Genomic DNA, 25,026 nt, shown 5'->3' with positions numbered 1-25,026 from the left:
GATAGCTCAGGTCGCCCAGATTCTGGGAATTGCCGGTGACTCCCCGAGCCAATGGGTTCTGACCTGTAGCCAGATACGGGTGAACAGTCGTGTCATTGACTCGCTACTCTGCCCCATGGCCCTAACCACCAACACGGATTGGTCATCAGATCTGGAGCTTCGGATATCACCCGACAAGGCGGTTACTGCTGCCACCATGTTGTTTTTATTCAAATAATCCGAATGTTCATTAAGCAAGGTCTGTACCACTTTGAGTAGTTTCTCATCAGCATGCACCACAAACAGGCTTCCCATCATGGCATAACCCCGTAACCCCGCATTCTGCTGGTGCATGTCGCCGCCCTGAACGTTAATTTGTTCCGCTAACACCAGACGCTGATTCACTGTTAAACGGGTACAGCCCACGACATTGCCAGAATCGAAGCCCTCTTTTAGTGCAGGCCGTCCAAAGCAGTGCAATTCCCAACCCACAAAACGTCCGCCTTCAGCGATCGTGATCTCGGTATCCAGCCGAACTTTTGCCTGAGGGAAATAAATATTCTCCTGCGGGAACCACTCGAGAATCCCACCCGTTTCAACCCTGAGTTCCTGACGCTGATACGCATACGCACCAGCCGAGCGGTAAAATTTGGTCGCCCCGGGTGTGGTAACCAGCGCGTGCGCTCTACTGTCTGACTGCGCCTGAATCCGAAGCTGATCGCCGCCGACCACACCACCCGGCGGGTGCAGCAGATAGACATGACAAGGTGATCCTTCAGGGTATAGCGGCCGTTGGATTGCCAGTGGGCCAGACTGTCGGCGATGACGCACGACCGTTTTGGGCGTCTCAGCAGCCATGGTACGAGCCGGAGAGAAGCCCAGCTGGATCTCCGCTTTCCAGCCTGACTGTTCAGCAAGATTATCCGGCGTGGGTTTAGTTGAAATAGCAGGAAAACGCTGAGTTAAACGGATATGACTCGCGTCAGGGTTCCCATCCAAAGGCGTTTCCTGGTTGACTTTATCCGCAATGATACGGGCTGTTGGAGTGAGATTGGACAGTGCCTGTTGCGTACTCATACTGTCAGATACTCCTGGATCAGTGCCTTACTTAAGTCAGGCATTCGTCCGTCAGCCACCATCCTGCCTCGATCCATCAGGCAGAAATGGTCACCGACTTTTCGGGCAAACGGCAGTTTCTGCTCCACCAGCAGTACCGTCAGCCCCAGTTCCTGATTCAGCCGTCGAATGATGTCGCCGATTTCCTGCACAATGTTGGGCTGAATCCCTTCCGTCGGTTCATCCAGTATCAGCAGTGACGGATTCACGACCAGCGCACGGCCAATCGCCAACTGCTGCTGTTGACCGCCCGAAAGGTCGCCGCCTCGACGATGGCGCATGTCTTTCAGCACCGGAAACAGCGCGTAAATGAGATCTGGAATCCGCCTGTCACCCCGCGGTCTGACGGGCAGACCGATCTGCAGGTTCTCTTCCACTGTTAAAAGCGGAAATATCTGACGCCCCTGAGGGACATAACCGATACCGTGACGGGGGCGACTTTCTGCCGACAAACGACTCATCTCTTTATCTCCGATCCGCAACGAGCCACTTTTCACAGGCTCAAGCCCCATGATGCATTGCAGTAAGGTGCTTTTTCCGACTCCGTTACGCCCCATCAAAACCGTGCATTTCCCCGCAGTCAGCGTCAGGTCAATATCCCAGAGGGTGTGGCTTTCGCCGTAAAAGTGATTCAGTCCATTGATTGCGAGCATGTTCATTCTCCGAGATACACTTCTTTGACTTTCGGGTTAGCCTGAATATCGGCCATGTTACCTTCTGCAAGGACATGCCCCTGATGAAGCACGGTCACCGTTGTTGCAATCGAACGGACAAAGTCCATATCATGCTCGACCACCACGACGGCGTGTTCACCTGCCAGCGAGCGCAGCAATTCTGCTGTTTTATCCATTTCCTGATGGGTCATTCCCGCAACTGGTTCATCAACCAACAGTAATTTCGGTTTTTGCATCAGCAACATGCCGATTTCCAGCCACTGCTTCTGGCCATGGGACAAACTGCCAGCTAACTTACCGGCTTGTTCTGCCAGCCCGATCAATTCCAGCACTTGTGCAATCCGATCCCGCTGTTCACCGCTCAGACGCGCCCGAAGAACAGCAAAGACTCCTCTGGCACCGGCCATCGCCAGTTCCAGGTTGTGAAATACGGACAGGCACTCAAACACGGTGGGTTTCTGAAACTTACGGCCAATACCGGCATTGGCAATTTGTGCTTCATCCATCTGCAGCAGATTAATATTGCTGCCCAGCCACACCGCACCGCTGTCCGGCCGGGTTTTACCGGTGATGATGTCCATCATGGTGGTTTTTCCTGCACCATTCGGTCCGATAATGCAGCGCAATTCCCCTTCACGAATGTAAAGATTGAGATCCCGGATAGCCTGAAATCCGTCAAAGGATTTCGACACCCCTTCGAGATACAGAAGCATGTTATGGCGGGTATCAATAAGCGGATGTTGATTAGGCATCAGAAATTCAAACACCTGATCACGACGCACCAGATCCCGCATTTTTCCGCTCCACCCAGTGCGGTTTTCAGTCATGCCTCCCTGACGCTCAGGGCTGCCCTCGAGAGAAGTGGTTTCATGACCGATTTCAGTTGCTGCATCAGTCAGTCCGAGGGAAGCCGAAAAGGATGCGACTTGGTGTGATACCGTTGGCGTGTTCCCGGTTACAGATAAATGTACAGTCATAGCAACGCCTCCTTTTCTTCTTGCTGGCCAGTCAGCGGCCTCTTTGCAAGCTCAGTCTGGCGGCTACTGGGAAACGTTTTTTCCATCACCCGGCAGCGAATAGACTGAAGCCAGGCGAAACATGACGTCAGCAAACCGGTCACGCCTTTGGGCAGAAACAGGGTTGCCAGAACGAACATGCCCCCCAGTACAAACAGCCAGATTTCAGGAAACTCAATGGTGAACCAGCTTTTGAGGTAATTAATCAGCACCGCCCCGATCACCGCACCGTACAGAGTCGCCCTTCCGCCCAGAGCAACCCACACCACCACTTCAATAGAGTTCAGGGGGGCAAATTCGCCAGGATTGATGATACCGACCTGAGGGACATACAAAGCGCCCGCCACACCGGCGATGACCGCCGACAGCACAAACAGACATAACTTATAGTGGTCAACCTGATAGCCGATGAAACGGGCCCGCGATTCAGCATCCCTGACAGCAATGGCCACCTTCCCGACACGGCTGGCAATGACGGCTCTGCATACCAAATAACCTGAAATCAAGGCTAAAATCGTCGCAATAAATAGTGCCAAGCGAGTTTCTGTCGCCTGCAGGCTGAAACCAAGAATGTCTTTGAAATCTGTCAGACCATTGTTACCGCCAAACCCCATTTCGTTACGGAAAAACGCCAGCATCAGGGCGAAAGTCAGTGCCTGTGTCATGATCGACAGATAGACACCTGAAACCCGGGACCGAAATGCCAGATAACCAAATCCCCACGCCAGAAGACCGGGCACCAGCACGACCATCAGACAGGCAAACCAGAACATATCAACCCCCAGCCAGAACCACGGCAGCGCGTCCCAGTTAAGAAACACCATGAAATCAGGTAATTCCGGATTTCCATACACGCCTCGGTCGCCAATCTGACGCATCAGGTACATCCCCATGACATAACCGCCAAGAGCAAAAAATGCGCCATGCCCCAGACTCAGAATACCGAGATACCCCCATACCAGATCCACCGCCAGCGCCAGTAAGGCGTAACTCAGGTATTTGCCCATCAGGGTGATCGTGTACGTATCAACATGCAGCGGATGATCCGGTGCCAGTAGCAGGTTGAGTGCTGGAACCACAATAGCCAGCGCCACCAGCACGCCAAGCAGTACCTGCCCGCCTCGATCAGATTTAAGTATTGAAACCAGCATACGGTTAGCCCTCCACCGCACGACCACGTTGCGGGAACAACCCGCGAGGCCGCTTCTGGATAAACAGAATAATAAAAATCAGCACCAGAATTTTCGCCAGAACAGCGCCAGCCCAAGGCTCCAGTACTTTATTGAAAATCCCCAGGCTTATCCCGGCAACCAGTGTTCCCCACAAGTTCCCGACACCGCCAAACACCACCACCATAAAAGAGTCAATGATGTAGCTCTGCCCCATATTCGGGCCAACATTACTGAGCTGAGAAAGTGCAACCCCTGCTATCCCGGCGACGCCTGACCCTAAGCCAAAGGTCATGGCATCGACCCATTCCGAACGCACCCCCATCGCTCTTGCCATGGCACGGTTTTGCGAAACAGCACGGACCTGCAAACCCAGCGGGGTCTTTTTCAAAAGAACAACCAGTGCCCCAAACACCATCAGGCAGAACAGGATGATGTACAGTCGGTTGTACGTCAGGGCAAGTAACGGGTTAATTTCCAACATTCCGCTCATCCAGTCCGGTGTACTGACAGAGCGGTTCAGAGGAGAAAACACACTGCGGACAGCCTGTTGCAACACGAGGCTGATACCAAAGGTGGCCAGCAGGGTTTCAAGCGGGCGTCCATATAAAAAACGGATCACACCACGCTCAATTGCAATCCCCACTGCACCAGAGACCACAAACGCAGCCGGGATCGCCAGCCATATTGACAACCCGATATGATCAGGCAGCAATTGCTGGATCACGTACGTGGTATAGGCACCAATCATGATCAGTTCGCCATGCGCCATATTGATCACCCCCATCACCCCGAAAGTGATAGCAAGGCCAATACCGGCCAACACCAGCACAGATCCCAGGCTGAGGCCAAAAAAAAGGGTTTCAGCCATTTCATACACACGCTGGCTTTGCTGATAGGCATCAATTGCCCGATTCAAGGTCGGCAACGCGGTCTGATCCTCAACGGCTTTTTGCAGTTCCGTCTCTCTGGCCTTCAGCAAGGCCTGATATGCCGCCGGTTCAAGTGAGTCCGACAACACGGTTATGGCTGATTGCCGGAGATTCGCCTCCCCGGATTGGATATTCGCGATTGCCAGAACCAACGCAAGGATATCTTTGACCGGCTCTGAGGTTTCTGTCTGATAGGCCTGCTCCACCAGCATCAGCACCGTCGGTGATGTTTCTCCCAGCAAGCTCTTTGCCGCCGCCAGCCGACGCGTTTCCGATGTCGATGTAAGATCCAACTGGGCTATACCCTGGCGGATCGTTACCCGAAGCGCATTGTTGACCCGAACTTTTCGAAAATCGCGGGTCTGAACAATCTCCGTCGGAGTCAGGTAAGGGAATTCCATTGCCGTCGCACCGCGACTGAGTGACTCAATCAGATAGAGCTGCCGCGTTGATGGCTGATAATACAGGCGCCCATCCATCAGACCGGACAGAATGTCCCTTGCGAATGGGTGCTGATTTGAAACCAGCCAGTTTACCGCTTCCTGCTTAGGCGCAAACTGACGTTGGCTGAACCGCTCAGCGGCGTCTTCAAACGTATTCACTTGTGCATTCGCGACGGCACTGCCGATAAACAAGGCGAACATCATCAACAAAAAGGTCACAGAAGTGGCCAGAAAGCGTTTCGGAGCATGGCTGGATGGCCATCCCCACCAATATATTTTCATAATTTTCTTCCATGAAGGTGGTACAAGACCTGAGCGAAGCACTGAAGAATGTCACCGTTCGGTCTGAAACGGTGCCTGCCTCTGGGCAGACTGACACCGCTCCTTTTATCCAAGCGCTAGTCCATGCGCAGCCAAGCGCTACTCAGAACCTCAGCATGACTCGGTAACTCAGGCATAAGGTGACACTGCCACCTTATGCCATCACTTAGCACCATCACTTAACACCGGCACATTTCCCGGTCACCACATTGAAACTGCCGCACGAGAAAGGCTTTTGCCAACTGGCGTAGAGGTCTTTAGAGCCCGGCAGGTAGTTAGACCACGCATCCCCCGCCACCACGCCGGTTGTTTCCCACACCACTTCAAATTGGCCATCCTCCTGGATTTCTCCAAGTAACACTGGCTTAGTGATATGGTGGTTCGGCATCATAGTCGCGTATCCCCCCGTCAGGTTCGGAACGGTAATCCCGATAATGGCGTCCTGAATGGCATCCGGCTCCGTTGTTCCGGCTTTTTGTACCGCCTGAGCCCACATATTGAAGCCAATGTAACTGGCTTCCATCGGGTCATTCGCCACCCGCTTATCGTCTTTGATAAACTTCTGCCATTTTTCAATGAAATCAGCGTTGGCATCAGTATCCACACTCATGAAGTAATTCCATGCCGCCAGGTGACCAACCAACGGTGAGGTATCCATGCCGGACAGCTCTTCTTCGCCGACCGAAAACGCAACGACAGGAATCTCTTCAGCGGAAACCCCTTGCGCTCCCAATTCCTTATAGAACGGTACATTGGCATCCCCATTCACCGTAGAGATCACCGCGGTTTTCTTGCCGGTGCTGCCGAATTTTTTGATATCTGACACAATAGATTGCCAGTCAGAATGGCCAAACGGGGTATAGCTGACCATGATGTCGGCTTTATCTACCCCTTTGGCACTCAGATAGGCTTCAAGAATCTTGTTCGTTGTGCGTGGATAGACATAGTCAGTCCCCGCCAATACCCAGCGTTTGACTCCCAACTCGTTCATCATGTAGTCCACGGCAGGAATCGCCTGTTGGTTTGGCGCGGCGCCGGTGTAAAAGACGTTCTTTGAGGATTCTTCGCCTTCATACTGCACCGGATAAAACAATAAACCGTTCAGTTCTTCAAAAACCGGCAACATGGATTTTCGGGATACCGACGTCCAGCCACCGAACACCACATCCACTTTTTCTTTTTCCAAAAGTTCCCGGGCTTTTTCTGCGAACAGCGGCCAGTTTGATGCCGGATCCACCACCACGGCTTCCAGCTTTTTCCCCAGCAAACCGCCTTTGGCGTTCTGCTCGTTCACCAGCATTAAAATCGTATCTTTGAGGGTCGTTTCACTGATGGCCATCGTGCCGGACAGGGAATGCAGAACGCCGACTTTGATAGTCTCTTCAGCGGCCAATAGTTGGCTGGAGAAAAACAGGGATGCCACTGCGCCAATCAGTGCGGGATGGGTAGTCTTCGCTGACATATTTATACTCCTTGTGAATAACTTATCTTCACAAGCAGCCATCATGCCAATGTTGTTATCTTTATCAGCGAAATTTTATTTTCAATAAAGATCATTAACTTATTAACAATGCCACTTTAACCACGCCAGAAACCATTCAAATACATTCGATAAATCCGGGCATTTCTGACTTGCCAGCACTTTTTTAGTGCATAAAAGCAGGTACATATGCACTAATTTATATCAGATTATTCATACTCTGCACCTTGGCGTTGCACCAGCCTATAATGACATGCCATAAAAAAGATCGGATGCTATTGCGCCAGTGGCCCGCAGCTGAAAAGATGATTTCCGTCAGATGAGTGGTGTCACCCATTTCCCTCAATATTTTGCTGTTCACTATAGTTAGTAGTAAGTGGTGTGCCACAGCAAACTTATCTCATCCAGATTGTCCCTGTTCAGCAACATAATTTTGATGAACTTTCCTCTTTAAATTGAGTCTGAAAGTCCATATGTCTTTGTCGACTGAAGTATTAATAGGACACAAACCCACTATGTTGACTTCTACTTTCCAGCGCCTTCAAACTTACCTGAACAGCCAGGTGATTGGTCAGCCTGACCTCGTTAAACAACTGATGATTGCCCTGCTGGCAGATGGTCATATACTGGTTGAAGGCCCTCCGGGACTGGCCAAAACCCGCGCCGTCAAAGTGCTTTCAGACTGCATTGAAGGCAGTTTCCACCGCATTCAGTTTACCCCCGATTTGCTGCCGGCTGATTTGACGGGAACCGATATTTACCGCCCTGAAACCGGGGAGTTTACGTTCCAGCCCGGCCCTATTTTCAATGCCTTACTGCTGGCAGATGAGATTAACCGTGCACCTGCGAAAGTACAGGCGGCGATGCTTGAAGCCATGGCTGAAAAACAAATCACTGCCGGACGTAAAACCTATCCGCTGCCGGAACTGTTTCTGGTTATGGCAACACAAAACCCGATTGAGCAGGAAGGTACCTACCCGCTGCCTGAAGCGCAGCTTGACCGTTTTCTGCTGCAGCTAAATGTGAACTACCCGGATGACAGCAGCGAGCTGGCGATTCTGAGACTGAACCGCGGTGAGGCACTTGGCATTGAAGCGTCAGAACCGGTACATCTGACCCAGGAAGAAATCTTTGCGGCACGCAAAGCTGTGCTCAATATCCATATGGCCGAAGATGTCGAGCAGTACATCATTCGCCTGGTAATGGCAACACGTCAGCCGCACCGTTACAGCGACCAGCTTGCCGCTTGGCTGCAAATGGGCGTCAGCCCGCGTGCCACCTTGGCGTTAGATCGCTGCGCCCGTGCTCATGCCTGGCTGAGCGGGCGTGACTTTGTTACGCCAGAAGACGTTCAGCAAATGGCCTATCCGGTTCTGCGCCACCGCCTGTTACTGAGCTATGAAGCGCAAGCCGAAGCGATTTCACCAGACACCATCGTGGAACAGTTGATCACTCAGGTAGCTTGCGCATGACAGATTCCGTGACCCCAGCACTGCCCCCACACAGTGACGGCGTCAATTTGTGTCTGGCTGAGTTGCTGCATTACAAAAATAAAACTGTGCGCTGGCTGCCACCAGCGCAAAGCGTCTGGTCACAACTCAACGGTCACCATCAAAGTCGCCGTAAAGGCCGGGGGATGAATTTTTCTGAAGTCCGTCCGTATCAGCCCGGTGATGACATCCGGGCAATTGACTGGCGGGTAACCGCTCGTACCGGCAAAACGCACACTAAGCTGTTTACTGAAGAACGTGAGCAACCGGTCATGCTGTTAGTGGATATGAGCGCCAGTATGCAGTTTGGCTCGCAGCTGATGCTCAAATCCGTGCAGGCTGCCCATTTTGCCAGCCTGCTCAGCTGGTTGGCCGTCAGTGAACAAGATCGCATCGGTGCCATGATTTACACCGGTTCGACTCTAATTGAGTGCAAACCTACTGCCCGTCAACAGGGGCCATTGCGTGTCATCAACGCCTTGATCGATGCACATCGGCAACACCTGATGCTCAGCCATTCAGCAACTCAGCCGCAAACGCGCCTGCCCTTTGCTGATGCACTCAAACATTTACATCATCTTTGCCCTAAAGGCAGTGAAATCGTCATTCTCAGCGATTTTTATCAGCTTGCAATGACAGACAAGCGCCGCCTGAGCCAACTAAGGCAACACAATCGGATTCAGTTCGTGCAACTGTTTGATCCGCTGGAATCCGGACAAACGGCCTTCTCCGGTACCGCCTATGTCGCCGATCAGGAAAAAACCGCGTGGCTGGATTTTTCTTCCCAGAAGACCCGGCAAGGACTGAATGAGCAGTATCAGCAACTCCAGGCATTTTTACACAGCTTATGTAAAAGTCTGGCGATTCCTCTTCATCCGTTGTCAGCCGCCATCCCACTGATGATGCAGCTTGGCATGGCACAAAACGGACGCAACGCTGAATCTGGAAATAACGGGAGTGCATCATGAGACTCAGAGGCAATTCCCTGTTCAATACGTTTCTGACAAACATGCAACGGCTTCATAAATCCCCAAGCCAACATACACTTCGTGCTATTTCCAGTGCGAAAGTCTGGCGAAGTGCGATGCCAATGACAGTATTGGCAACGACATTTTTGACAAACACGGCTTTAGCACAGGTGCCATTAACTGCAGCCCCTGCCGCAACATTACCGGATGTATCGGCACCTGCCACATCTGGGAGTACACCAGCGATTTCTCTGGCAGGTCTCCATCTTCCTGCTGAGCCAGGTTACTGGCCGCTGGCATGGGGATGGTGGATGCTATTAGCACTGTTTGGCCTTGTGGGTGCCTGGCTGCTGATTACCCTGCGACGATATAAAAGGGCCAATCAGGCGCGTCAGGAAGCCTTACATCAGCTCAGGTCACTCCGATCTGCTGAGCACTTCAACCAACTGAATCTCTTGTTGCGCCAGATGGCCATGAGCTACCTGCCCCGCGCAGACGTCGCGGGCTTGACCGGAAGCGCATGGCTGACATTTCTTGATAGCTGCCTGCCGGAGAAACACCGCGGGTTTACTGAACTTGCATCGGTCTGGCAGCAGGGTTTGTTCTCACCAGAGCCACTCGATAACCAAACATTCAAAAAATGTTATCAGCAGGCCAAGCGGTGGATTCAGAAAGCGGAGTTCACTTCAGGCACGATGACGCAACACACCGTCCCGTCTGCATATACATCTGCAGACAGCGCGCACATAGACAACGCGTTGCCAACTCCTCTGCCGTCAAAAACTGTCCCGTCAGAGAAACTGCAGGCAGCGAGCAAGGAGTCCGGCCATGTTTGAGTTTCTCTGGCTATGGGCGCTGATCCTGCTGCCTCTGCCTTATCTGGTTTATCGGCTGATGCCATCCACTCCGCCTCCTTCAGCGATCCCGCTGCCAAAGTTGCCAGACGGATTAGGCCAGAAGCAACAACGCAGCCGCTGGCTGGCGGTGCTGATGTCGATTGGCTGGATTTTCCTGCTTCTCGCCATGGCAAGGCCAGTCTGGTATGGCGATCCGATTGAAATCAATCCTGATCACCGGGATATGCTGCTGGCTGTCGACCTTTCTGGTTCCATGTCAATGGAAGACATGATCACACCGCAAGGTGAGGCAATTGATCGACTGACCGCAGTAAAATCGGTACTGCATGATTTCATTGGTAAACGTAAAGGCGATCGCCTTGGTCTGGTGCTGTTTGCCAATCATGCTTACCTGCAAACACCGCTCACCTTTGACCGCCATACCGTTCAGCAACAGCTCGATCGTACCGTTCTGGGTTTGATTGGCCAGAGCACCGCGATCGGCGAAGGGCTGGGCGTTGCAACCCGTACCTTCATTGACGGTGATGCGCCGCAGCGGGTCATTATTCTATTAAGTGATGGTGCCAACACTGCCGGTGTGATAGATCCGATCGAAGCCGCAGAGCTGGCAGCCCGGAGTAATGTCACGATTTACACCGTCGGCGTAGGTGCTGAGGAGATGGAACAGCGTTCATTCTTCATCAGCCGTACGGTCAATCCTTCACAGGATCTGGACGAAAAAACCTTAACACAAATCGCTGAAATGACAGGCGGACAATACTTCCGCGCGCGTAATCCGCAGGAGCTGGAAAACATTTATCAGATGATCGACCAGCTTGAGCCGGTCAATCAGGCACAGCAAACCTGGCGTCCACGTCAGGAACTGTTTCGTTTCCCGCTGGCCGCTGCGCTGTTGTTGTCTGTTGTGATTGTGGTTATGAGAAAACGAAATGGCTAGTCTGACTTTTCTTTATCCGATGTGGTTTCTGGCATTGATTCCACTGGGCGTTATCTTGCCCTGGCTAATCCGCCAAAAAACTCAGCAGGGGCTGATTGCCCCTCACCTTGCTGCCCGACTAGGGCTGAATGAGCGTCAGCCTGTACAAGGGCTGCTTACCTGGTTGCCGTTCGTCTGGCTGTTGAGTGTGACAGCACTGGCAGGCCCAAGCTGGCAAAAAACCACCCTACCCGCTTACAGCCTGTCGGGAGCCCGCGTGCTGGTGATGGACATGTCCCGATCTATGTACGCCACAGACATTACCCCGAATCGTCTGACTCAGGCACGCTTTAAAGCGTTAGATCTGCTACCCGGCTGGAAAGAAGGCAGTACAGGACTGGTGACTTACGCTGCCGACGGCTACACCGTCAGCCCGTTAACCAAAGACAGTCAGACCCTGACTACCCTGATTCCTCATCTGTCGCCTGAGATCCTGCCTATACAGGGCAGTAATGCGGCCGCCGGGATCCAGGAAGCTATCACTTTGCTCAAACAGGCAGGCCATATTCAGGGGGACATTATCCTGATCACTGACGGCCTGAGTGACAAAGAGTCTGACGACAGCCTGGCATTACTTGCCAACACTGAATATCGGGTTTCGGTTCTGGCTATGGGTACCACACAAGGAGCCCCGATTGCCTTACCGGATGGTCGTCTGCAAACTGATAATTCAGGTCGTACAGTCATATCACGCGTTGATCTCAGTACCCTACTCCCACTGACAAAAGAAACTGGGGGCGTACTGCAGTTAGCAAAGCCAACGAATAGTGATGTCAACGCGTTAATCGCAGCGACAGCTAAGCCACCTCAGAGTACGGTTCAGGACAAAGACAAACAGGAACTGGAAGAACGCTTGAATAATGGCTTCTGGCTGCTGATTCCGGTCATTGTCATTGCTTTGCTGGGTTTTCGCCGGGGTGTATTACTGGCAGCCTGTCTGATTTTCATTCCTGTGGATCAAAGTTATGCCGCAGATACAGGTTTCGCTTTCAAAAACCGTGACCAACGTGCTTATCAGCTGTTTGAGGACGAACAGTACGCTGAATCGGCCAAAGTATTCTCGTCTGCAGCGTGGAAAGGTGCAGCCTATTACAAAGCCGGCGAATACGACAAAGCGATTGAAACACTGAAGCCACTTGAGAATGACGCCTCGCAATACAATCTCGGCAATGCTTATGTGCAAATCGGCCAGTATGACGACGCCATTTCAATCTATGAGCGACTGCTTGAACGTAATCCGGATAATCAGGACGCCAGACACAACCTCGAGATTGCCAGACAACTGAAAGCAAATCAGCCTGAATCACCACAAAATCAGGCAAACAGCGCGAATAAACAACCTTCCGAACAGCAACAAGATAAAAGTGGAAATCAGCGCAAGCAGCAAGACAACCCAGCTAATTCCAATGACCCGCAGTCTGAACAGCAAAACGCAGACTCCTCACAAGAGCAGTCGTCGCAACAATCATCAGAACAAGATCCGGGGCAAAATGCGGGACAGGATGGACAGTCGGGGCAACACCCAGATCAACAGTCAGGGGAACAATCCGGACAGCAACCAGGCCAGCTAAATCAGGATCAGCCGCAACAAAGTGATAATCGGCAATCAGAATCACAGAGTGATGCTGAAAATCAACAAAGTGATGCTGGCAATGCGGGTCAGAATACAAACGCTACTTCCGGAAGTACGGCTGATGCTAAACCGGATGACTCTCGCTCGGCTTCGCATGCGGGCTCTGAACAAGAGGCAGATCAACAGAGTGATTTGCAAACTGCCCAACAAACCGTCCAGCAATCAGAGCAGCAACCAACGGAGACACAGCCTGACAGCCAACAAGCCGTTTCAGCCGATGAGCAATCCGCTGACAATGGCAAGGAACAAGATTCAGATGCACCACCATCCGTTGCCACCTCCGCTGCGGAAACAGGCAGTAACAGCTCTATTTCAGCCAGCGATCCCGTACTGAAAAAACTTGAACAGGTTCAGGATGACACCAGTGGTTTGATCCGTGCCCAGTTAATTCTGCAAGCCAGACAAAAGCAAGCACCTAATGCGTCAGAAAATTCATGGTAACCCAAAGATGAACAGGTTTAATATGCTGCGACCAGGACTAAACAGCAACGCTTCGCGCACCCCCTTCAAGGTGATGCTCGGACTCGCTTTCAGTCTGTTGGCGATGTTTTCTTCTTTTTCCTATGCCGCCCTAGCGACTGCAACCGTGTCGAAAAATGTTGTCGGGGTCAATGAGGTATTTCAGCTGCAGATCAGCATTGATGACAACGTGAACACCAATGCACTCGATCTGTCGGTGCTGGACGATGATTTCAATTACGGCACGCCGTCCATCAGTAGCGGAACCAGCTACGTCAATGGCGTAGTAACCCGCCAGACAGAATGGAAAGTGGCCATTGCAACCAAAGCAGTCGGAACGTTTACCATTCCGAGCTTCAAAATCGGTTCCAGCCGAACGGAGCCAATAACAATCACCTCGATGAAGTCGGCCAGTGACGGCAACGCGGCTTCTGCACAACCAGATATTCACATCAGTGCGAATGTCGATAAAGAGGCCCTCTATCTTGGCGAAACCATTCGCTACACCGTACGGATTCGTATCGGGGAGCAAATGAGTCAGGCTAGCTTGATTGCGCCCTCGGGGGATGGCTTGGATGTACGCCAAATCGGTGATGACCACCAGGTAGAAACCGTGCTGAATGGGCGCCGCTACTTGATTATCACCCGTAATTACCAAATCACGGCGAATAAGCCCGGCGATATCCTGCTGCGCGGTGCCGCATTCAAAGGCAGCATTATTAAAGGCAGTCGTGGATTTGGCTCTACCTTGCGTGTGCCGGTCGAGAAACAAGGGGAAGATTTTTCTATTGCGGTAAAAGATAAGCCTTCAGATTATCAGGGGCTATGGCTACCGACGGAAGACCTGCAACTTGAGCAAAACTGGCAGCCGGAGTCAGCGACCGTAAAAGTCGGCGAGCCTCTGACTCGCACGATTACCCTTCGGATCAAAAATGCCGAACAAAGTCGACTGCCGAACCTGAACCTTCAGTACCCTGGCTCAGTTCGGGTGTATGACGAAAAACCGGTTTATGGCACCGATGCAAACTACACCACCATGACGCTGAAGCAAGTCATCATTCCTCGGGAGTCTGGTGAGCTCACACTGCCATCACTCGCCATTAACTGGTGGAACACTGTTGAAGGTAAGCAGCAAACCAGCCGTATCGATGGTCTGACACTACACGTAGTGCCAGGTGAAGGTTCCAGCCCGGTTAACCTGTCCGGCGCAATGAGCCAGACGGCTACGCAAACAGGCACTCAAACAAGCGGCCAACCAACTAACCCAGCAGACACCTCGATGGTTACTTCTCCGTCTGACGCATCTGCACATACCACCGCGGAATTCGGTTCCACAACCCAATCGGATTGGTGGCCTTGGGTAGCTCTGGGGTTCGCCACATTGTGGCTGTTCACGGTTAAATTGTGGCTAAATGCCCGACGTCAACTGCGTACACTGATGAAGCAACCGGAGATGCCCGCAGGTTTAACCACTTATGCGGACTCCGTGGATGGGATGATGGCGGCAGTCAAACGTAATGATGCCATTCAGTTGCAAACCTTTTTCCAGCAATGGAAAAAATACAACCCGACGCACCCGCAACGAGAGGAACTTTCTGCCTTGGTTGCGAACATCATGGCACAACGTTTTGCCCGTGAATCTCCTGAAAGCTCACAGGTGAACACAGAAAAATTACTAACAATACTGAATAATTTACGGGCAACCCCGAGTGAAGAAGAGGCAAAAAGTCGCTCTCACCTTGCACCAATTGTACCGTAATCGTCGGATGTGTTAATGACAATCGTATCGAAAAGCCCACGTAATGTGGGCTTTTTTAACATTATCGCCCCTTAAAACCCCAAATTGTTAAGAAAACCACCATCGCCGCCCCTGATACGGCAGCACTTTGCCAATAAAGGGGAAACAAATGTTAATATTGAGTAAAGTAAAAGTTTCTTTGATTGGCTATAGAAATATGCCACAATTCCTGTTACAAAATGCGGCGGAAGCAATATTAAATGCTTCCACATATAAGTAAAAAATAAGCAGGATGTAATATGAATCAATCACAACCCTTTCTGGCACGGGTCGCCAATGGCAGCCTCGTGGTACAAATACTCTTCGGTATTATCGCCGGTATTGTTATTGCTCTATTCTCTCCGGAATCTGCTCTCAAGGTTGGTTTCCTTGGCGGTCTGTTTGTCAGCGCGCTAAAAGCAGTTGCTCCGATTCTGGTCTTTATTCTGGTCGCATCATCCATTGCCAACCAGAAGAAAGGCGCTCACACCAACATGAAACCAATTGTTGTGCTGTATCTGTTCGGTACATTCATGGCAGCGGTGACAGCAGTAGCCATGAGTTTCCTTTTCCCAACCACTCTGACTCTGGTTACCAGTGCAACAGGTGCTAACCCGCCTGAAGGGATCACTGAGGTGATTAATACCCTGCTATTCAAGATCGTTGATAATCCAGTTAACGCTCTGATGACAGGTAACTTTATCGGCATCCTTGCATGGGCGATTGCACTAGGCTTTGCACTGCATCAGGCAAGCGATGCGACTAAGCAGGTTTTCCACGATGTCTCCAACGGTATTACGCTAATCGTTCGTTTCGTGATCCGTCTGGCACCAATCGGTATCTTCGGCCTGGTTGCGAGTACCTTTGCTGAAACCGGTTTTGACGCACTATTTGGTTACGCACACCTGTTGGGTGTACTACTGGGTTCTATGGCTGTGATTGCCTTTATTGTTAACCCTGCCATCGTGTACTTCAAAACGAAAGAAAACCCATACCCGCTGGTACTGCGTTGTATCCGCGAAAGTGGTATTACCGCATTCTTCACACGTAGTTCAGCAGCTAACATCCCTGTGAACATGCAGCTGTGTAAAGACTTGGATCTGCACGAAGATACTTACTCAGTCTCTATCCCACTGGGTGCAACCATCAACATGGGTGGTGCCGCAATCACTATCACAGTGCTGACACTGGCGGCGGTACACACAATGGGTATCAATGTTGATATTGCGACAGCGATTCTACTGAGTATTGTTGCGGCGGTTTCTGCATGTGGTGCATCTGGTGTTGCGGGCGGCTCTCTGCTGCTTATTCCTCTGGCATGTAGCCTGTTTGGCATTCCAAACGAAGTGGCAATGCAGGTTGTAGCGGTTGGCTTCATTATCGGTGTGATTCAGGATTCAGCAGAGACAGCGCTGAACAGCTCAACCGACGTGATCTTTACCGCTGCAGCATGTAAGGCTGCCGAGGCAAAGTCACAAGCGGCTGAAGCTGAAGCCGCATAAATTTTTACAGGCTTTATTGGATACGCTGTGTTTCTGAGTTGTTTCTACAACGTAGTTGTTACCGGACAACAGACTAAGACAGACAGTCATCGAGACACAGCAACCAACAAGCAGAACCAAGCCCAAAATAAAAATCCAGCCCATGTGGGCTGGATTTTTTATTTGCTCTGCGTGTATCGAAAAAATCAATTACAGCAGAATCGTACCTAAACAAACAGTTGCGGTAGATATAGCTGACTTCAGATCTCGCTTACTTCGTCATTTCGAAGCCAGGAACATAGACTTCGACACGACGGTTTTGTGCACGGCCTTCATCAGTATCGTTTGATGCAACTGGCTCAAGTTCACCGCTGCCTTTCACAACAACACGGCTAGGAGAGATACCAAAGTGCTGGCCAACATAACCGGCTACTTCTTTCGCACGCTCTTCAGACAGTTTCTGGTTGTATTCCAGTGAACCACGGCTGTCTGTGTGGCCTACGACGTAAAGTTTGGTATCAGGGTAATCGACCAGTTGCTGAGCCACTGGCTGAAGTTTCTGAATGTCGTCAGGAGACAATGCTTTACTGTCAAACGCAAACGGCAGAGTTGCGCTCACTGCATCAACACGCACAACTTGCGGGACAGGTTCTGGCATTGGCTCTGGTTCAACGACAGGCGCAGGTGCTGGAGCACCCCAGTGATAAACCAGGCTCACACCGTAGAAATGCACATCACTTTCACCAGGAGATGGCTTATCGCCGATCTGGTTGTAGTACTGGTACTCAAGACGCGCAGACAGGTCATTGTTAAAGAAGTATTCCGCACCAACACCCGCTGTTCCGCTGACACCGGTATCACTTTCGTTCACAACACCATTGTCAGCATCAAACCAGTAACCACCCGCTTTCAGGTAGAGATCAAACGACTTAGAAACTTCGTAAGTGAATTTACCCACGAAATCCATACCCTGAACTTCAAAGCCGTCATTCAGATAATCAGCCTGACCCAGGTAGGTATAACCTACTTCAACGCCAAACCATTTGTTGAAGTTGTAACCAAGGAATGCACCGCCACCCCAGTCATTCTTATCAAGATCCTGACCACTGAGGACACCATCCTGATTATCGAAGGTTGTCCCACCAACTCGAGCACCGACATACCAAGGGTTATCTGTCGCTGCACTCACCGTACCTGAAATCAAAATAGCCAACGGTAGCAATTTTAAGATTTTTGCCATACGTTTTGTTCCTTTTTTTGTTTATGCCACTGCCTAAAGTTATGTGTAGAACACTCTGGATGTTTGTACAAATTTCCTTACCAAAAAAATCACCAGTTTTAGAGGTCGCTGTTTTTTGGTGAGTTTACGGCTTAGTTTACAGCCATCCTATGTGCACCCTATCACCCAAAAGCAAATACATGCTAACTGCGAACGTAAACCTCATCAATAACATAGGATAAATTTGACACAATATTGAACTTTTTTAATCAATAACACTCATTGTCTTTAATTTCTGACAGTGTCATGAGCGAGAATTCGAATGTCCCTAAAGTTTTTCGGTTTTCAATAACTCCCCTGCACAGTAGAATCGACCCAGTTTCAACAGATTATTTTTGAAAACGGCTTACTCATTTATGAAAGATCAAGGCTTCGCTGCAGATCCTCAACACAGCCCGCTGTCGGTAGGTATCATCGGTGGTGGTATTGCAGGTTCAACCATCGCACTACGTCTGGCCGAATTAGGTATTGAGGTAGAACTGTTTGAAGAAGGGAGCAGCCTGGTCAATGGGCCGCCAATCTGCCACTTGCACGCAGGGGGGAACCTCTATCGGGAGATTTCTGACGAGCAGTGTCTTACCCTGCTAAAACAGTCCATCGAGACACTCAAAGTATTTCCGCACACCACCAATATTCGCCCGACAGTGGTCGCTATACCGCAACATGATGCCGGTCAGCCAGACGCCCTGCAGCCACGTCTGACTCAGCTTCAGGCTGCTTACCGCCAGTTGGTTAATGAAGATGTCGGAAATCGTGTCCTGGGTAATCCCGAACATTACTTCAAGCTGTACGATCGTGCGGCTATGGAGCTACTACGCTGCCAGCCTAACCCTGTTACGCCAACACGGCTTGATGACTGGATGATTCCTGTTGCCAAACATCTGGAACTGGATAAGTTTAAATACCCGATGGTACTGGTACAGGAATATGGATGGAGTGTGTTCCGTCTGGCCGCCACAGCCAACCTAGCTTTGGATCGGTTACCAAGCTGCCAGGTACACACGCGTAGCCGCGTGGTAAAAGTGAATCAGGAAGCCAATTTACGTTGGAGCATCGAGTTTGAACAGTACGATTCTGCTTCGCAGCAGTCTCAACGTCTCAGCACGCAAGTGGATTATCTGGTCAATGCCTGCGGTTTCCAGACCGGTGTTATTGATGATTTGGCCAAACTGAAACGTCAGCGATTGGTGGAATTCAAAGCCGCCTATGTTACCCGTTGGCTGGAATGTGAAGGCGTTTGGCCGGAGGTCATTTTCCATGGTGAACGCGGCACTCCGGATGGCATGGCGCAGCTCACTCCTTATCCTGATGGATTTTTCCAGTTACATGGAATGACAGAAGACATCACCTTGTTCCGTGAAGGGCTGGTTGCCAGCACACCGGACAGTGCCCAACCAAAGCTGGCTGAACGCTTCATCCGTAAGCTGACTACCGGGTGGCAAACTGAAGATATTCACCTGCGCTCGCAGCGAGCTATCAGTCATATCGCCCGTTTTGTTCCGGCGTACGAGTCCGCGACGATTGGCGGTAAACCACTGTTCGGTGCTCAGCAAATTCCCGGTGATGATGCCACTCTGCGGGCTGCCGATATTTCTTTTGACGGGCACCGTTACGCTAGAACAGAAATTGTAAAAGCGTCTTCTGCACTATCCGCCGCTGACAGTATTTTGGAAAAGTTACAACGTGATGGTTTAATCACGCTGAAGTCCGGTTCAGAGAGTCAGAAAAACGCCTTCCCGGTGACATCGTCACTTTCTCATCATGAAGTGGAATCGAAGGCGATTGAGCTGGCTATAGAACGCGAATACCCGGAAGCACTGGCAAAAACATTGTCTTATCCGTTAGCTTGAGATTGTCTTCGCTCCTGAAAGATCTCAACTGTTGGCTTAAGTACAACAGTTAAAACACGCAGTGTCACTTCTCAGTGTGTGCATTAATCATGGTAAAAAATGGCAAGCCAGATGGTCTCTTCATCTGGCTTGGTCCATGAAACCTGATGGCGGACATGAGCGGGAATATTAACGTAATCCCCTTCATTCAGACTGATTTCCTTCATCCCTTCTTGAAACAGCAATCGGGCCTGTCCTTTAACCACCATAACCCATTCATGCTCATCCTGATCGTACCATTGATCTGTCGGTGTCGTATGGCCACGCGAAACAATCCGCTCAATCCTAACTTGGGACGTCGAAACCAAATCCTCCATCAATTCTTCGGGTAATGCGCCGGGAATGGCATGAAATACGTTCGGCATTTTTCGGGTTCCTTTGTTTAAAACCGATGAGTAATTTTTTCATTTCTGGTTTCTGGTTTCGGTATTGGCTTTTGAATTGGGGTTCAGGATTCCATTTCCGTGCTGCCTTTCATCAGTGCTTCTGGCTCTGGTACAAATAGACTTCAGGACCAGATCGACATACATGTCACTTGTTACTCGTAAAAACTATTCTGCTGCCACCTTAGGTTTAACAAAAAAAGACGAGGGATTTCCTCGTCTTTTTGGCGTTCTTCGTTAACTGGCTCGCAGCCTGCTCGTTGTGAGCAGAGGTTAAAGGCAATTAAGGTTTTGGGATCTCAATATCAATCTTCTGATTAAGCTCTGCCAATTCCTGCTCTAACGCAGTTTGCTGCGCCTGCGCATCATCGACAGCTTTTAGACGGGCTTCATATTTGTCACAATCGGCCTGAGATACCCAGTTCCAACTGGTGCCGGACTTAAATTCATCACAAGCCTTCTTGAACTCTTTCGCTTTACGCTTTGCCGTACTGACATCCACTTCCGCCTGAGCAACCTGCTTTTGCAATAAAAGCTGTTGCTGATAAAGCGCTTTAGAGTTATCCAAAACCTTTTTCTGTTTTTCAGCCGTTGATGCCAGTTCAACAACCTGATTTTCCAGTTTCTTCTTGGTTACCACCACCGTTTTTTTGATGGTTTGCTGTTGCTGCTTCAGCTGGGCGATTTCCTGCTCATATTTGCTTTTCTGCGCATCAAGCGCTTCTTCTTTTTGTCGCAGCAAGGTATTAATCGCTTCAAGCTCGAGTGCTTTATCCGTTTCAAACTGCTCAAATCGCGCCGTCATCGACTCTTGTTCACTTACCAACTGGGCATTTTTTTGCAACAGTTCATCATAAGCTTCCTGACTCGGACCCGGTTCACGCTGTAAAGCGGCAGTGGCTAAGATTCCGCCTAACACTAAACCAGCCACTAAAGATACTTTCCAAGATGTCATACTTTTATCCATGCTCTGTCGGTAACCAAGACCACCAGACAATAATTTTTTCTATGTTACCAGTATAGGTGAGCACGAATGTCAAAGTAATATCAAACATCCTGAAAAAACAGGGGAATAGTTCAATTGCTTACTTAGTGCCCGAAACATCCAGCGCTAGATCCCCCGGTTTAATCCACCCTTTCTTGCGCATCAGTTCTGAGAAACACAACGTCAGCACGGCAGGTAACACCAAATGCAGTAAGATAATGCTCAGGTAAATATCACTGCTTTGCCAGCCAGCGGCCTCAAGAGCAATATATGACTGAATCTGTCCGACCAAACCGGATGTCCCCATCCCCGCCCCGAGCGGTGTGTTTTCCATTGAGAACACCAGGGTCGAAATGGGCCCAAGGATAGCGGAGGTCAGAATAGTCGGATACCAGATTTTAGGGTTACGGATGATATTGGGCATTTGCAGCATCGAAGTCCCCAGTCCCTGGGCGACCAAACCCGACCAACGGTTTTCGCGAAAACTCATCACCGCAAAACCAATCATCTGCGCACAGCAACCAACGGTTGCCGCCCCTGCAGCCAGTCCGTTAAGGCTTAACATAATCGCAATCGCCGCACTGCTGATTGGCAGTGTTAATGCCATCCCCATCAATACCGCAACCACCATGCCCATCAATAGCGGCTGCAACTGAGTGGCTGACATAACCAAATCGCCTAACGAAGTCATGAGCGCACCGATGTAAGGGCCTATCCAGGCACCAACGGCCACACCACAAATCACTGTCACGGCCGGTGTGACCAGGATATCCACTTTGGTTTCACCTGCCACCAGCTTACCGGTTTCCGTCGCAACCAAAGCGGCAACAAACGCACCGACCGGCCCGCCAACTGCAGCACCTGCGGCTCCAACTGTCGTGACAGAGAACAGAACCAACGGCGGTGCTTTCAGGGCATAAGCCACAGCAACGGCAATGGCCGGCCCTGTCATTTGTTTTGCCAGCGGCCATAGGGTGTCCGTAAACAACGGAATACCGAACTTAATGCCAATAGTATTAAGAATCGAGCCAATCAGCAGAGACGAAAACAAACCCAACGCCATAAAGCTCATGGCATGAATCAAATAAGTATGCGCTGATAGTGAGATGTTTTTTCGTGCCAGAAAAGCACTTAAACGGGATGAGAATAGCTGCTGTTGTTGCATATTTTTATAATGTTGTATGAAAAATGTGGTGATTGAACAGAAAGATGGCGGATTTTATCTCACTCAAGGCTGGGTGCCAATGACGTCTGCCATCTTTATGTTGCTGCTTTTCTTATAAAATATGCACTCAATGTCATTCCTGGGTCATTATCAGGCATTTGGCATTCGCAAAGCACCTGCAAATAGCTCATTCCACCTGTCGTCTAGCACCTGGCATCTGGCATCTGGCATCTGGCATCTGGCATCTTCATATTTCGTACGTCCCTGGATCACAACACACGCTCCACTTTCACAGAACACTCAGGTTGCAGAGTTTATGGGAGTGCTGTAGCCAATCGGGTAAGACCTGGCGATACCAGTCGAGATATTTTCCGATAGCAGGATGCTTCCTTTGCTTTAGGATGTTGACGACTTCAACAATGAGCCAGGATTTTGCCAGTGCAATATGACGAATCAGTTCAGACCGTGATGGGACGGTGCCCGAGGAACAATGACGATGGGCTAAGTACATGTCTGCCATTGCTTCGTAGTTATCACGGCTTCCCATGCCGGGAATCATTGGTGCCAAATCTATGGCTGGATGCCCCACAGTAAATCGCTCCCAGTCGAACTGGCAGAGTTGCCCTGCCATGTTTCTGCCCCAATTTCCTTCATTGCTGTCACCGGACAAAAAGTGCAGCGGTTCAAACAAATAATCCGACTGACTTTGTAATTCCGCCATAATCCGTGCCGAGGGATGATCAAGTCTGAGAGCATCAAGTGCCTGTTCAGTGGCGGATAACGTCCAGGTGCAGGTATACATGGGTGGACGACTCATAATCCCTTTCACCTCATGTAACGCTGCAAGGTGAGCCAATGCCTGTATGAGTGATGCTTCCGTTAATTGCACTTTAGTGGGTAGATATTCAATTACTAACCGGCGGGTACTGACATCACATGCCAGTAAGTTCGGTGTTTGCACGCCGAGAGGCTGCAACTCAGGTGCAACATCGCGGTAAAAGATCATTTCCAGCAGTGAGGCGTCTGTCTTTTGAATCGCCCAATTCCCCTGCCAATGAATTTTCTTAACACTTGATGCCCCCATTTGTGCCAATTCTTCAGCCATTGACTCAACTCTCCCTGTTGCCGGACTTCAGTCGCCTGTAAATTGATTTAAGTAATCAGTTTATTAACTTAAGCGGCTCTGCACAGGCAACTTTCTCACCGCTTTTGAGCCGTCAGTCTACCCGCAATTTCAGTGTAAATGCTCCATCCATTGCATAACTGGTGATAGGTCTCCCGAAATTACGTGTATCAGGCGGCCAGAACCTGTCTTCATCACATACCACAGGTATTAGGGTAAAGATCCCGTTTCCATGAACGCAGGTAACATTATGAGCCAACCCGTGATTCAGCCTTCTCGCCTTTCCATGCTGGCCGCACTGATCGGCCTAAGTATCAGCCCTTTCGGGGTTTGTGTTTCATCCCAATCTTTGCAACTCAATCCAGATTCAGTTGCTCCAGAGCCTTTACAATCCCCACTTACTGTCATGCGATCAAGCCCTGTCAGCCTTGAAACACTGCATGCAATTATCACTGCCCAAAATGCAGTACCTCATCCTATCGCTAGTGATAGCTCTGGCACCGTTACCGAGGGATCCTTGTCACTCAATGATTATTTTGTAAGTGAAAAGCTGGATGGCATTCGTGCGATTTGGGATGGCGTTCAGCTGAAAACGCGGCAGGGAAACCCTATTTATGCCCCTGACTGGTTCACCCGTTCGTTACCCCGACAGACCATCATTGAAGGTGAATTATGGATTGGTCGTGGCCAATTTCAGACACTGGCAACCATTATCAGGGATAAAGTTCCTAATGCTCAGCAATGGCAGGCTGTCAACTTTATGCTGTTTGATGCACCTTCTGTCGCAGGCCCCTTCAAAACCCGTTTAGCGGCGCTTTCTAGTTTATCGCAGCACATTGATGAACCCTTTATTCGTGTCATTGAGCAACGCAGGCTTGAACGCTATGTGCAACTTGAAACGCTGTTAAAGCGTATTGATACCAACGGCGGTGAAGGGGTCATGCTTCATCACAAAAACAACGCCTATCAGAATGGTATCAGTAACGGACTTATCAAGCTAAAGACGCACCAAGACAGCGAAGCCATTATTGTGGGATACGAGCCGGGTAAAGGAAAATACGCGGGAAAGATGGGAGCAATCTGGGTACAAACCTCAGACAATATCCGATTCAAAATTGGAAGTGGATTCTCTGACCTTGAACGTGCTAACCCACCGCCCATAGGCAGTACTGTTCAATTCAGATTTAACGGCTATACCGACCGAGGCATCCCACGCTTTGCCCGTTTTATTCGTCTTCGTGAAAGTCCGGACATTTAACTCAGCCTGGTCGTTAATGCGCAGATTTTTAAACCACAATTTTTTAACCATAGTTTTTTAACCACCGTTTTTTAACCACACCTAAAACCCTGTATTAATAGTCTCTCATCTATAGCGCAGGAGATACGCGGGGTTCAAGGTAATAAACACCGATCAAACTGAAAAATAAACGC

The 25,026-nt window shown here is 50.2% G+C and carries 19 protein-coding genes and 1 pseudogene; 9 read left to right on the top strand and 11 right to left on the bottom strand.

Annotated features, from left to right (window positions below; all coding sequences use genetic code 11):
* Nucleotides 1–6 precede the first annotated feature (6 nt).
* The 6 genes and pseudogenes from C9I92_RS10060 to urtA all read right to left on the bottom strand — a co-directional run bounded on the left by C9I92_RS10060 (nucleotide 7) and on the right by urtA (nucleotide 7,112).
* On the bottom strand, nucleotides 7–1,056 hold the full coding sequence (locus tag C9I92_RS10060; protein WP_084712504.1) for an urease accessory protein UreD: 1,050 nt from the start codon (nucleotides 1,054–1,056) through the stop codon (nucleotides 7–9).
* Nucleotides 1,053–1,748, bottom strand: a complete 696-nt coding sequence (gene urtE / locus C9I92_RS10055; protein ID WP_047884447.1) for an urea ABC transporter ATP-binding subunit UrtE — start codon at nucleotides 1,746–1,748, stop codon at nucleotides 1,053–1,055. Before urtE ends, C9I92_RS10060 begins: the two co-directional genes overlap by 4 nt.
* A 2-nt stretch (nucleotides 1,749–1,750) precedes the next feature.
* The gene (urtD, locus tag C9I92_RS10050; protein ID WP_047884825.1) at nucleotides 1,751–2,596 is read right to left on the bottom strand and encodes an urea ABC transporter ATP-binding protein UrtD; all 846 of its coding nucleotides are present in this window, start codon (nucleotides 2,594–2,596) and stop codon (nucleotides 1,751–1,753) included.
* Between the two features lie 146 nt (nucleotides 2,597–2,742).
* Complete coding sequence (gene urtC / locus C9I92_RS10045; protein WP_107193837.1) at nucleotides 2,743–3,936, bottom strand: urea ABC transporter permease subunit UrtC; 1,194 nt, start codon at nucleotides 3,934–3,936, stop codon at nucleotides 2,743–2,745.
* Between the two features lie 4 nt (nucleotides 3,937–3,940).
* Nucleotides 3,941–4,867, bottom strand: a pseudogene (gene urtB, locus C9I92_RS25880) (urea ABC transporter permease subunit UrtB); the annotation flags it as partial.
* Nucleotides 4,868–5,825: 958 nt separating this feature from the next.
* Nucleotides 5,826–7,112, bottom strand: coding sequence for an urea ABC transporter substrate-binding protein (gene urtA / locus C9I92_RS10035; protein WP_047884448.1), 1,287 nt, complete (start codon nucleotides 7,110–7,112; stop codon nucleotides 5,826–5,828).
* Nucleotides 7,113–7,645: 533 nt separating this feature from the next.
* Between urtA and C9I92_RS10030 the strand changes: the two genes are divergently transcribed.
* From C9I92_RS10030 to sstT, 7 genes are all read left to right on the top strand, one after another.
* A complete protein-coding gene (locus tag C9I92_RS10030) occupies nucleotides 7,646–8,602 on the top strand; it encodes an AAA family ATPase (protein ID WP_047884449.1) in 957 nt (318 codons plus the stop codon).
* The gene (locus C9I92_RS10025) at nucleotides 8,599–9,588 is read left to right on the top strand and encodes a DUF58 domain-containing protein (protein WP_047884450.1); all 990 of its coding nucleotides are present in this window, start codon (nucleotides 8,599–8,601) and stop codon (nucleotides 9,586–9,588) included. The genes C9I92_RS10030 and C9I92_RS10025 overlap by 4 nt, the downstream gene beginning before the upstream one ends.
* Entirely contained in the window at nucleotides 9,585–10,424 is an 840-nt protein-coding gene (locus C9I92_RS10020; RefSeq protein WP_084712506.1) for a DUF4381 domain-containing protein, read from the top strand. Before C9I92_RS10025 ends, C9I92_RS10020 begins: the two co-directional genes overlap by 4 nt.
* The gene (locus tag C9I92_RS10015; RefSeq protein ID WP_047884451.1) at nucleotides 10,417–11,382 is read left to right on the top strand and encodes a vWA domain-containing protein; all 966 of its coding nucleotides are present in this window, start codon (nucleotides 10,417–10,419) and stop codon (nucleotides 11,380–11,382) included. The genes C9I92_RS10020 and C9I92_RS10015 overlap by 8 nt, the downstream gene beginning before the upstream one ends.
* Nucleotides 11,375–13,495 (top strand): VWA domain-containing protein, encoded by a 2,121-nt coding sequence (locus tag C9I92_RS10010; RefSeq protein WP_047884452.1) that lies wholly within the window; start codon nucleotides 11,375–11,377, stop codon nucleotides 13,493–13,495. The genes C9I92_RS10015 and C9I92_RS10010 overlap by 8 nt, the downstream gene beginning before the upstream one ends.
* 7 nt (nucleotides 13,496–13,502) lie before the next feature.
* Nucleotides 13,503–15,272 carry a BatD family protein gene (locus tag C9I92_RS10005; protein ID WP_248827368.1) on the top strand — a complete coding sequence of 590 codons (1,770 nt, stop codon included), beginning with the start codon at nucleotides 13,503–13,505 and terminating at the stop codon, nucleotides 15,270–15,272.
* 278 nt (nucleotides 15,273–15,550) lie between these two features.
* Nucleotides 15,551–16,792, top strand: coding sequence for a serine/threonine transporter SstT (sstT, locus tag C9I92_RS10000; protein ID WP_047884453.1), 1,242 nt, complete (start codon nucleotides 15,551–15,553; stop codon nucleotides 16,790–16,792).
* Between the two features lie 250 nt (nucleotides 16,793–17,042).
* Here the strand turns inward: sstT and C9I92_RS09995 are convergent, their stop codons facing one another.
* Nucleotides 17,043–18,011 carry an outer membrane beta-barrel protein gene (locus C9I92_RS09995; RefSeq protein WP_047884454.1) on the bottom strand — a complete coding sequence of 323 codons (969 nt, stop codon included), beginning with the start codon at nucleotides 18,009–18,011 and terminating at the stop codon, nucleotides 17,043–17,045.
* A 395-nt stretch (nucleotides 18,012–18,406) separates the two neighbouring features.
* On the opposite strand from C9I92_RS09995, the gene C9I92_RS09990 reads away from it, so the two are divergent.
* Nucleotides 18,407–19,900, top strand: a complete 1,494-nt coding sequence (locus C9I92_RS09990; protein ID WP_047884455.1) for an FAD-dependent oxidoreductase — start codon at nucleotides 18,407–18,409, stop codon at nucleotides 19,898–19,900.
* 83 nt (nucleotides 19,901–19,983) lie between these two features.
* On the opposite strand, the gene C9I92_RS09985 is transcribed toward C9I92_RS09990, so the two are convergent.
* From C9I92_RS09985 to C9I92_RS09970, 4 genes are all read right to left on the bottom strand, one after another.
* Complete coding sequence (locus tag C9I92_RS09985; protein ID WP_047884456.1) at nucleotides 19,984–20,304, bottom strand: cupin domain-containing protein; 321 nt, start codon at nucleotides 20,302–20,304, stop codon at nucleotides 19,984–19,986.
* A 301-nt stretch (nucleotides 20,305–20,605) separates the two neighbouring features.
* The gene (locus C9I92_RS09980; protein WP_242551964.1) at nucleotides 20,606–21,277 is read right to left on the bottom strand and encodes a chromosome segregation ATPase; all 672 of its coding nucleotides are present in this window, start codon (nucleotides 21,275–21,277) and stop codon (nucleotides 20,606–20,608) included.
* A 130-nt stretch (nucleotides 21,278–21,407) separates the two neighbouring features.
* The gene (locus tag C9I92_RS09975; protein ID WP_047884458.1) at nucleotides 21,408–22,472 is read right to left on the bottom strand and encodes a PTS sugar transporter subunit IIC; all 1,065 of its coding nucleotides are present in this window, start codon (nucleotides 22,470–22,472) and stop codon (nucleotides 21,408–21,410) included.
* Between the two features lie 289 nt (nucleotides 22,473–22,761).
* Complete coding sequence (locus tag C9I92_RS09970; RefSeq protein ID WP_053061766.1) at nucleotides 22,762–23,577, bottom strand: phosphotransferase family protein; 816 nt, start codon at nucleotides 23,575–23,577, stop codon at nucleotides 22,762–22,764.
* Nucleotides 23,578–23,845: 268 nt separating this feature from the next.
* Here C9I92_RS09970 and C9I92_RS09965 point away from each other — a divergent pair, with 268 nt between their 5' ends.
* Nucleotides 23,846–24,853, top strand: coding sequence for a DNA ligase (locus C9I92_RS09965; protein WP_169776016.1), 1,008 nt, complete (start codon nucleotides 23,846–23,848; stop codon nucleotides 24,851–24,853).
* Nucleotides 24,854–25,026 lie beyond the last annotated feature (173 nt).

This window comes from Photobacterium ganghwense (assembly GCF_003025595.1).
Classification (GTDB): domain Bacteria; phylum Pseudomonadota; class Gammaproteobacteria; order Enterobacterales; family Vibrionaceae; genus Photobacterium; species Photobacterium ganghwense.
The sequence above is the reverse complement of the archived record's forward strand: the minus strand, read 5'-3'. Positions and strand labels throughout refer to the sequence as shown.

What these genes read in the sequence shown, in the direction of transcription:
- C9I92_RS09990 (WP_047884455.1), top strand. Translation starts at nt 18,407, where the DNA reads ATGAAAGATCAAGGCTTCGCTGCAGATCCTCAACACAGCCCGCTGTCG.
- C9I92_RS09975 (WP_047884458.1), bottom strand. Translation starts at nt 22,472, where the DNA reads ATGCAACAACAGCAGCTATTCTCATCCCGTTTAAGTGCTTTTCTGGCA.
- sstT (WP_047884453.1), top strand. Translation starts at nt 15,551, where the DNA reads ATGAATCAATCACAACCCTTTCTGGCACGGGTCGCCAATGGCAGCCTC.
- C9I92_RS09980 (WP_242551964.1), bottom strand. Translation starts at nt 21,277, where the DNA reads ATGACATCTTGGAAAGTATCTTTAGTGGCTGGTTTAGTGTTAGGCGGA.
- C9I92_RS09995 (WP_047884454.1), bottom strand. Translation starts at nt 18,011, where the DNA reads ATGGCAAAAATCTTAAAATTGCTACCGTTGGCTATTTTGATTTCAGGT.
- urtC (WP_107193837.1), bottom strand. Translation starts at nt 3,936, where the DNA reads ATGCTGGTTTCAATACTTAAATCTGATCGAGGCGGGCAGGTACTGCTT.
- C9I92_RS10025 (WP_047884450.1), top strand. Translation starts at nt 8,599, where the DNA reads ATGACAGATTCCGTGACCCCAGCACTGCCCCCACACAGTGACGGCGTC.
- urtD (WP_047884825.1), bottom strand. Translation starts at nt 2,596, where the DNA reads ATGACTGAAAACCGCACTGGGTGGAGCGGAAAAATGCGGGATCTGGTG.
- C9I92_RS09985 (WP_047884456.1), bottom strand. Translation starts at nt 20,304, where the DNA reads ATGCCGAACGTATTTCATGCCATTCCCGGCGCATTACCCGAAGAATTG.
- C9I92_RS10020 (WP_084712506.1), top strand. Translation starts at nt 9,585, where the DNA reads ATGAGACTCAGAGGCAATTCCCTGTTCAATACGTTTCTGACAAACATG.
- C9I92_RS10060 (WP_084712504.1), bottom strand. Translation starts at nt 1,056, where the DNA reads ATGAGTACGCAACAGGCACTGTCCAATCTCACTCCAACAGCCCGTATC.
- C9I92_RS09965 (WP_169776016.1), top strand. Translation starts at nt 23,846, where the DNA reads ATGAGCCAACCCGTGATTCAGCCTTCTCGCCTTTCCATGCTGGCCGCA.
- C9I92_RS10010 (WP_047884452.1), top strand. Translation starts at nt 11,375, where the DNA reads ATGGCTAGTCTGACTTTTCTTTATCCGATGTGGTTTCTGGCATTGATT.
- C9I92_RS10005 (WP_248827368.1), top strand. Translation starts at nt 13,503, where the DNA reads ATGAACAGGTTTAATATGCTGCGACCAGGACTAAACAGCAACGCTTCG.
- urtE (WP_047884447.1), bottom strand. Translation starts at nt 1,748, where the DNA reads ATGCTCGCAATCAATGGACTGAATCACTTTTACGGCGAAAGCCACACC.
- C9I92_RS10015 (WP_047884451.1), top strand. Translation starts at nt 10,417, where the DNA reads ATGTTTGAGTTTCTCTGGCTATGGGCGCTGATCCTGCTGCCTCTGCCT.
- C9I92_RS09970 (WP_053061766.1), bottom strand. Translation starts at nt 23,577, where the DNA reads ATGGCTGAAGAATTGGCACAAATGGGGGCATCAAGTGTTAAGAAAATT.
- urtA (WP_047884448.1), bottom strand. Translation starts at nt 7,112, where the DNA reads ATGTCAGCGAAGACTACCCATCCCGCACTGATTGGCGCAGTGGCATCC.
- C9I92_RS10030 (WP_047884449.1), top strand. Translation starts at nt 7,646, where the DNA reads ATGTTGACTTCTACTTTCCAGCGCCTTCAAACTTACCTGAACAGCCAG.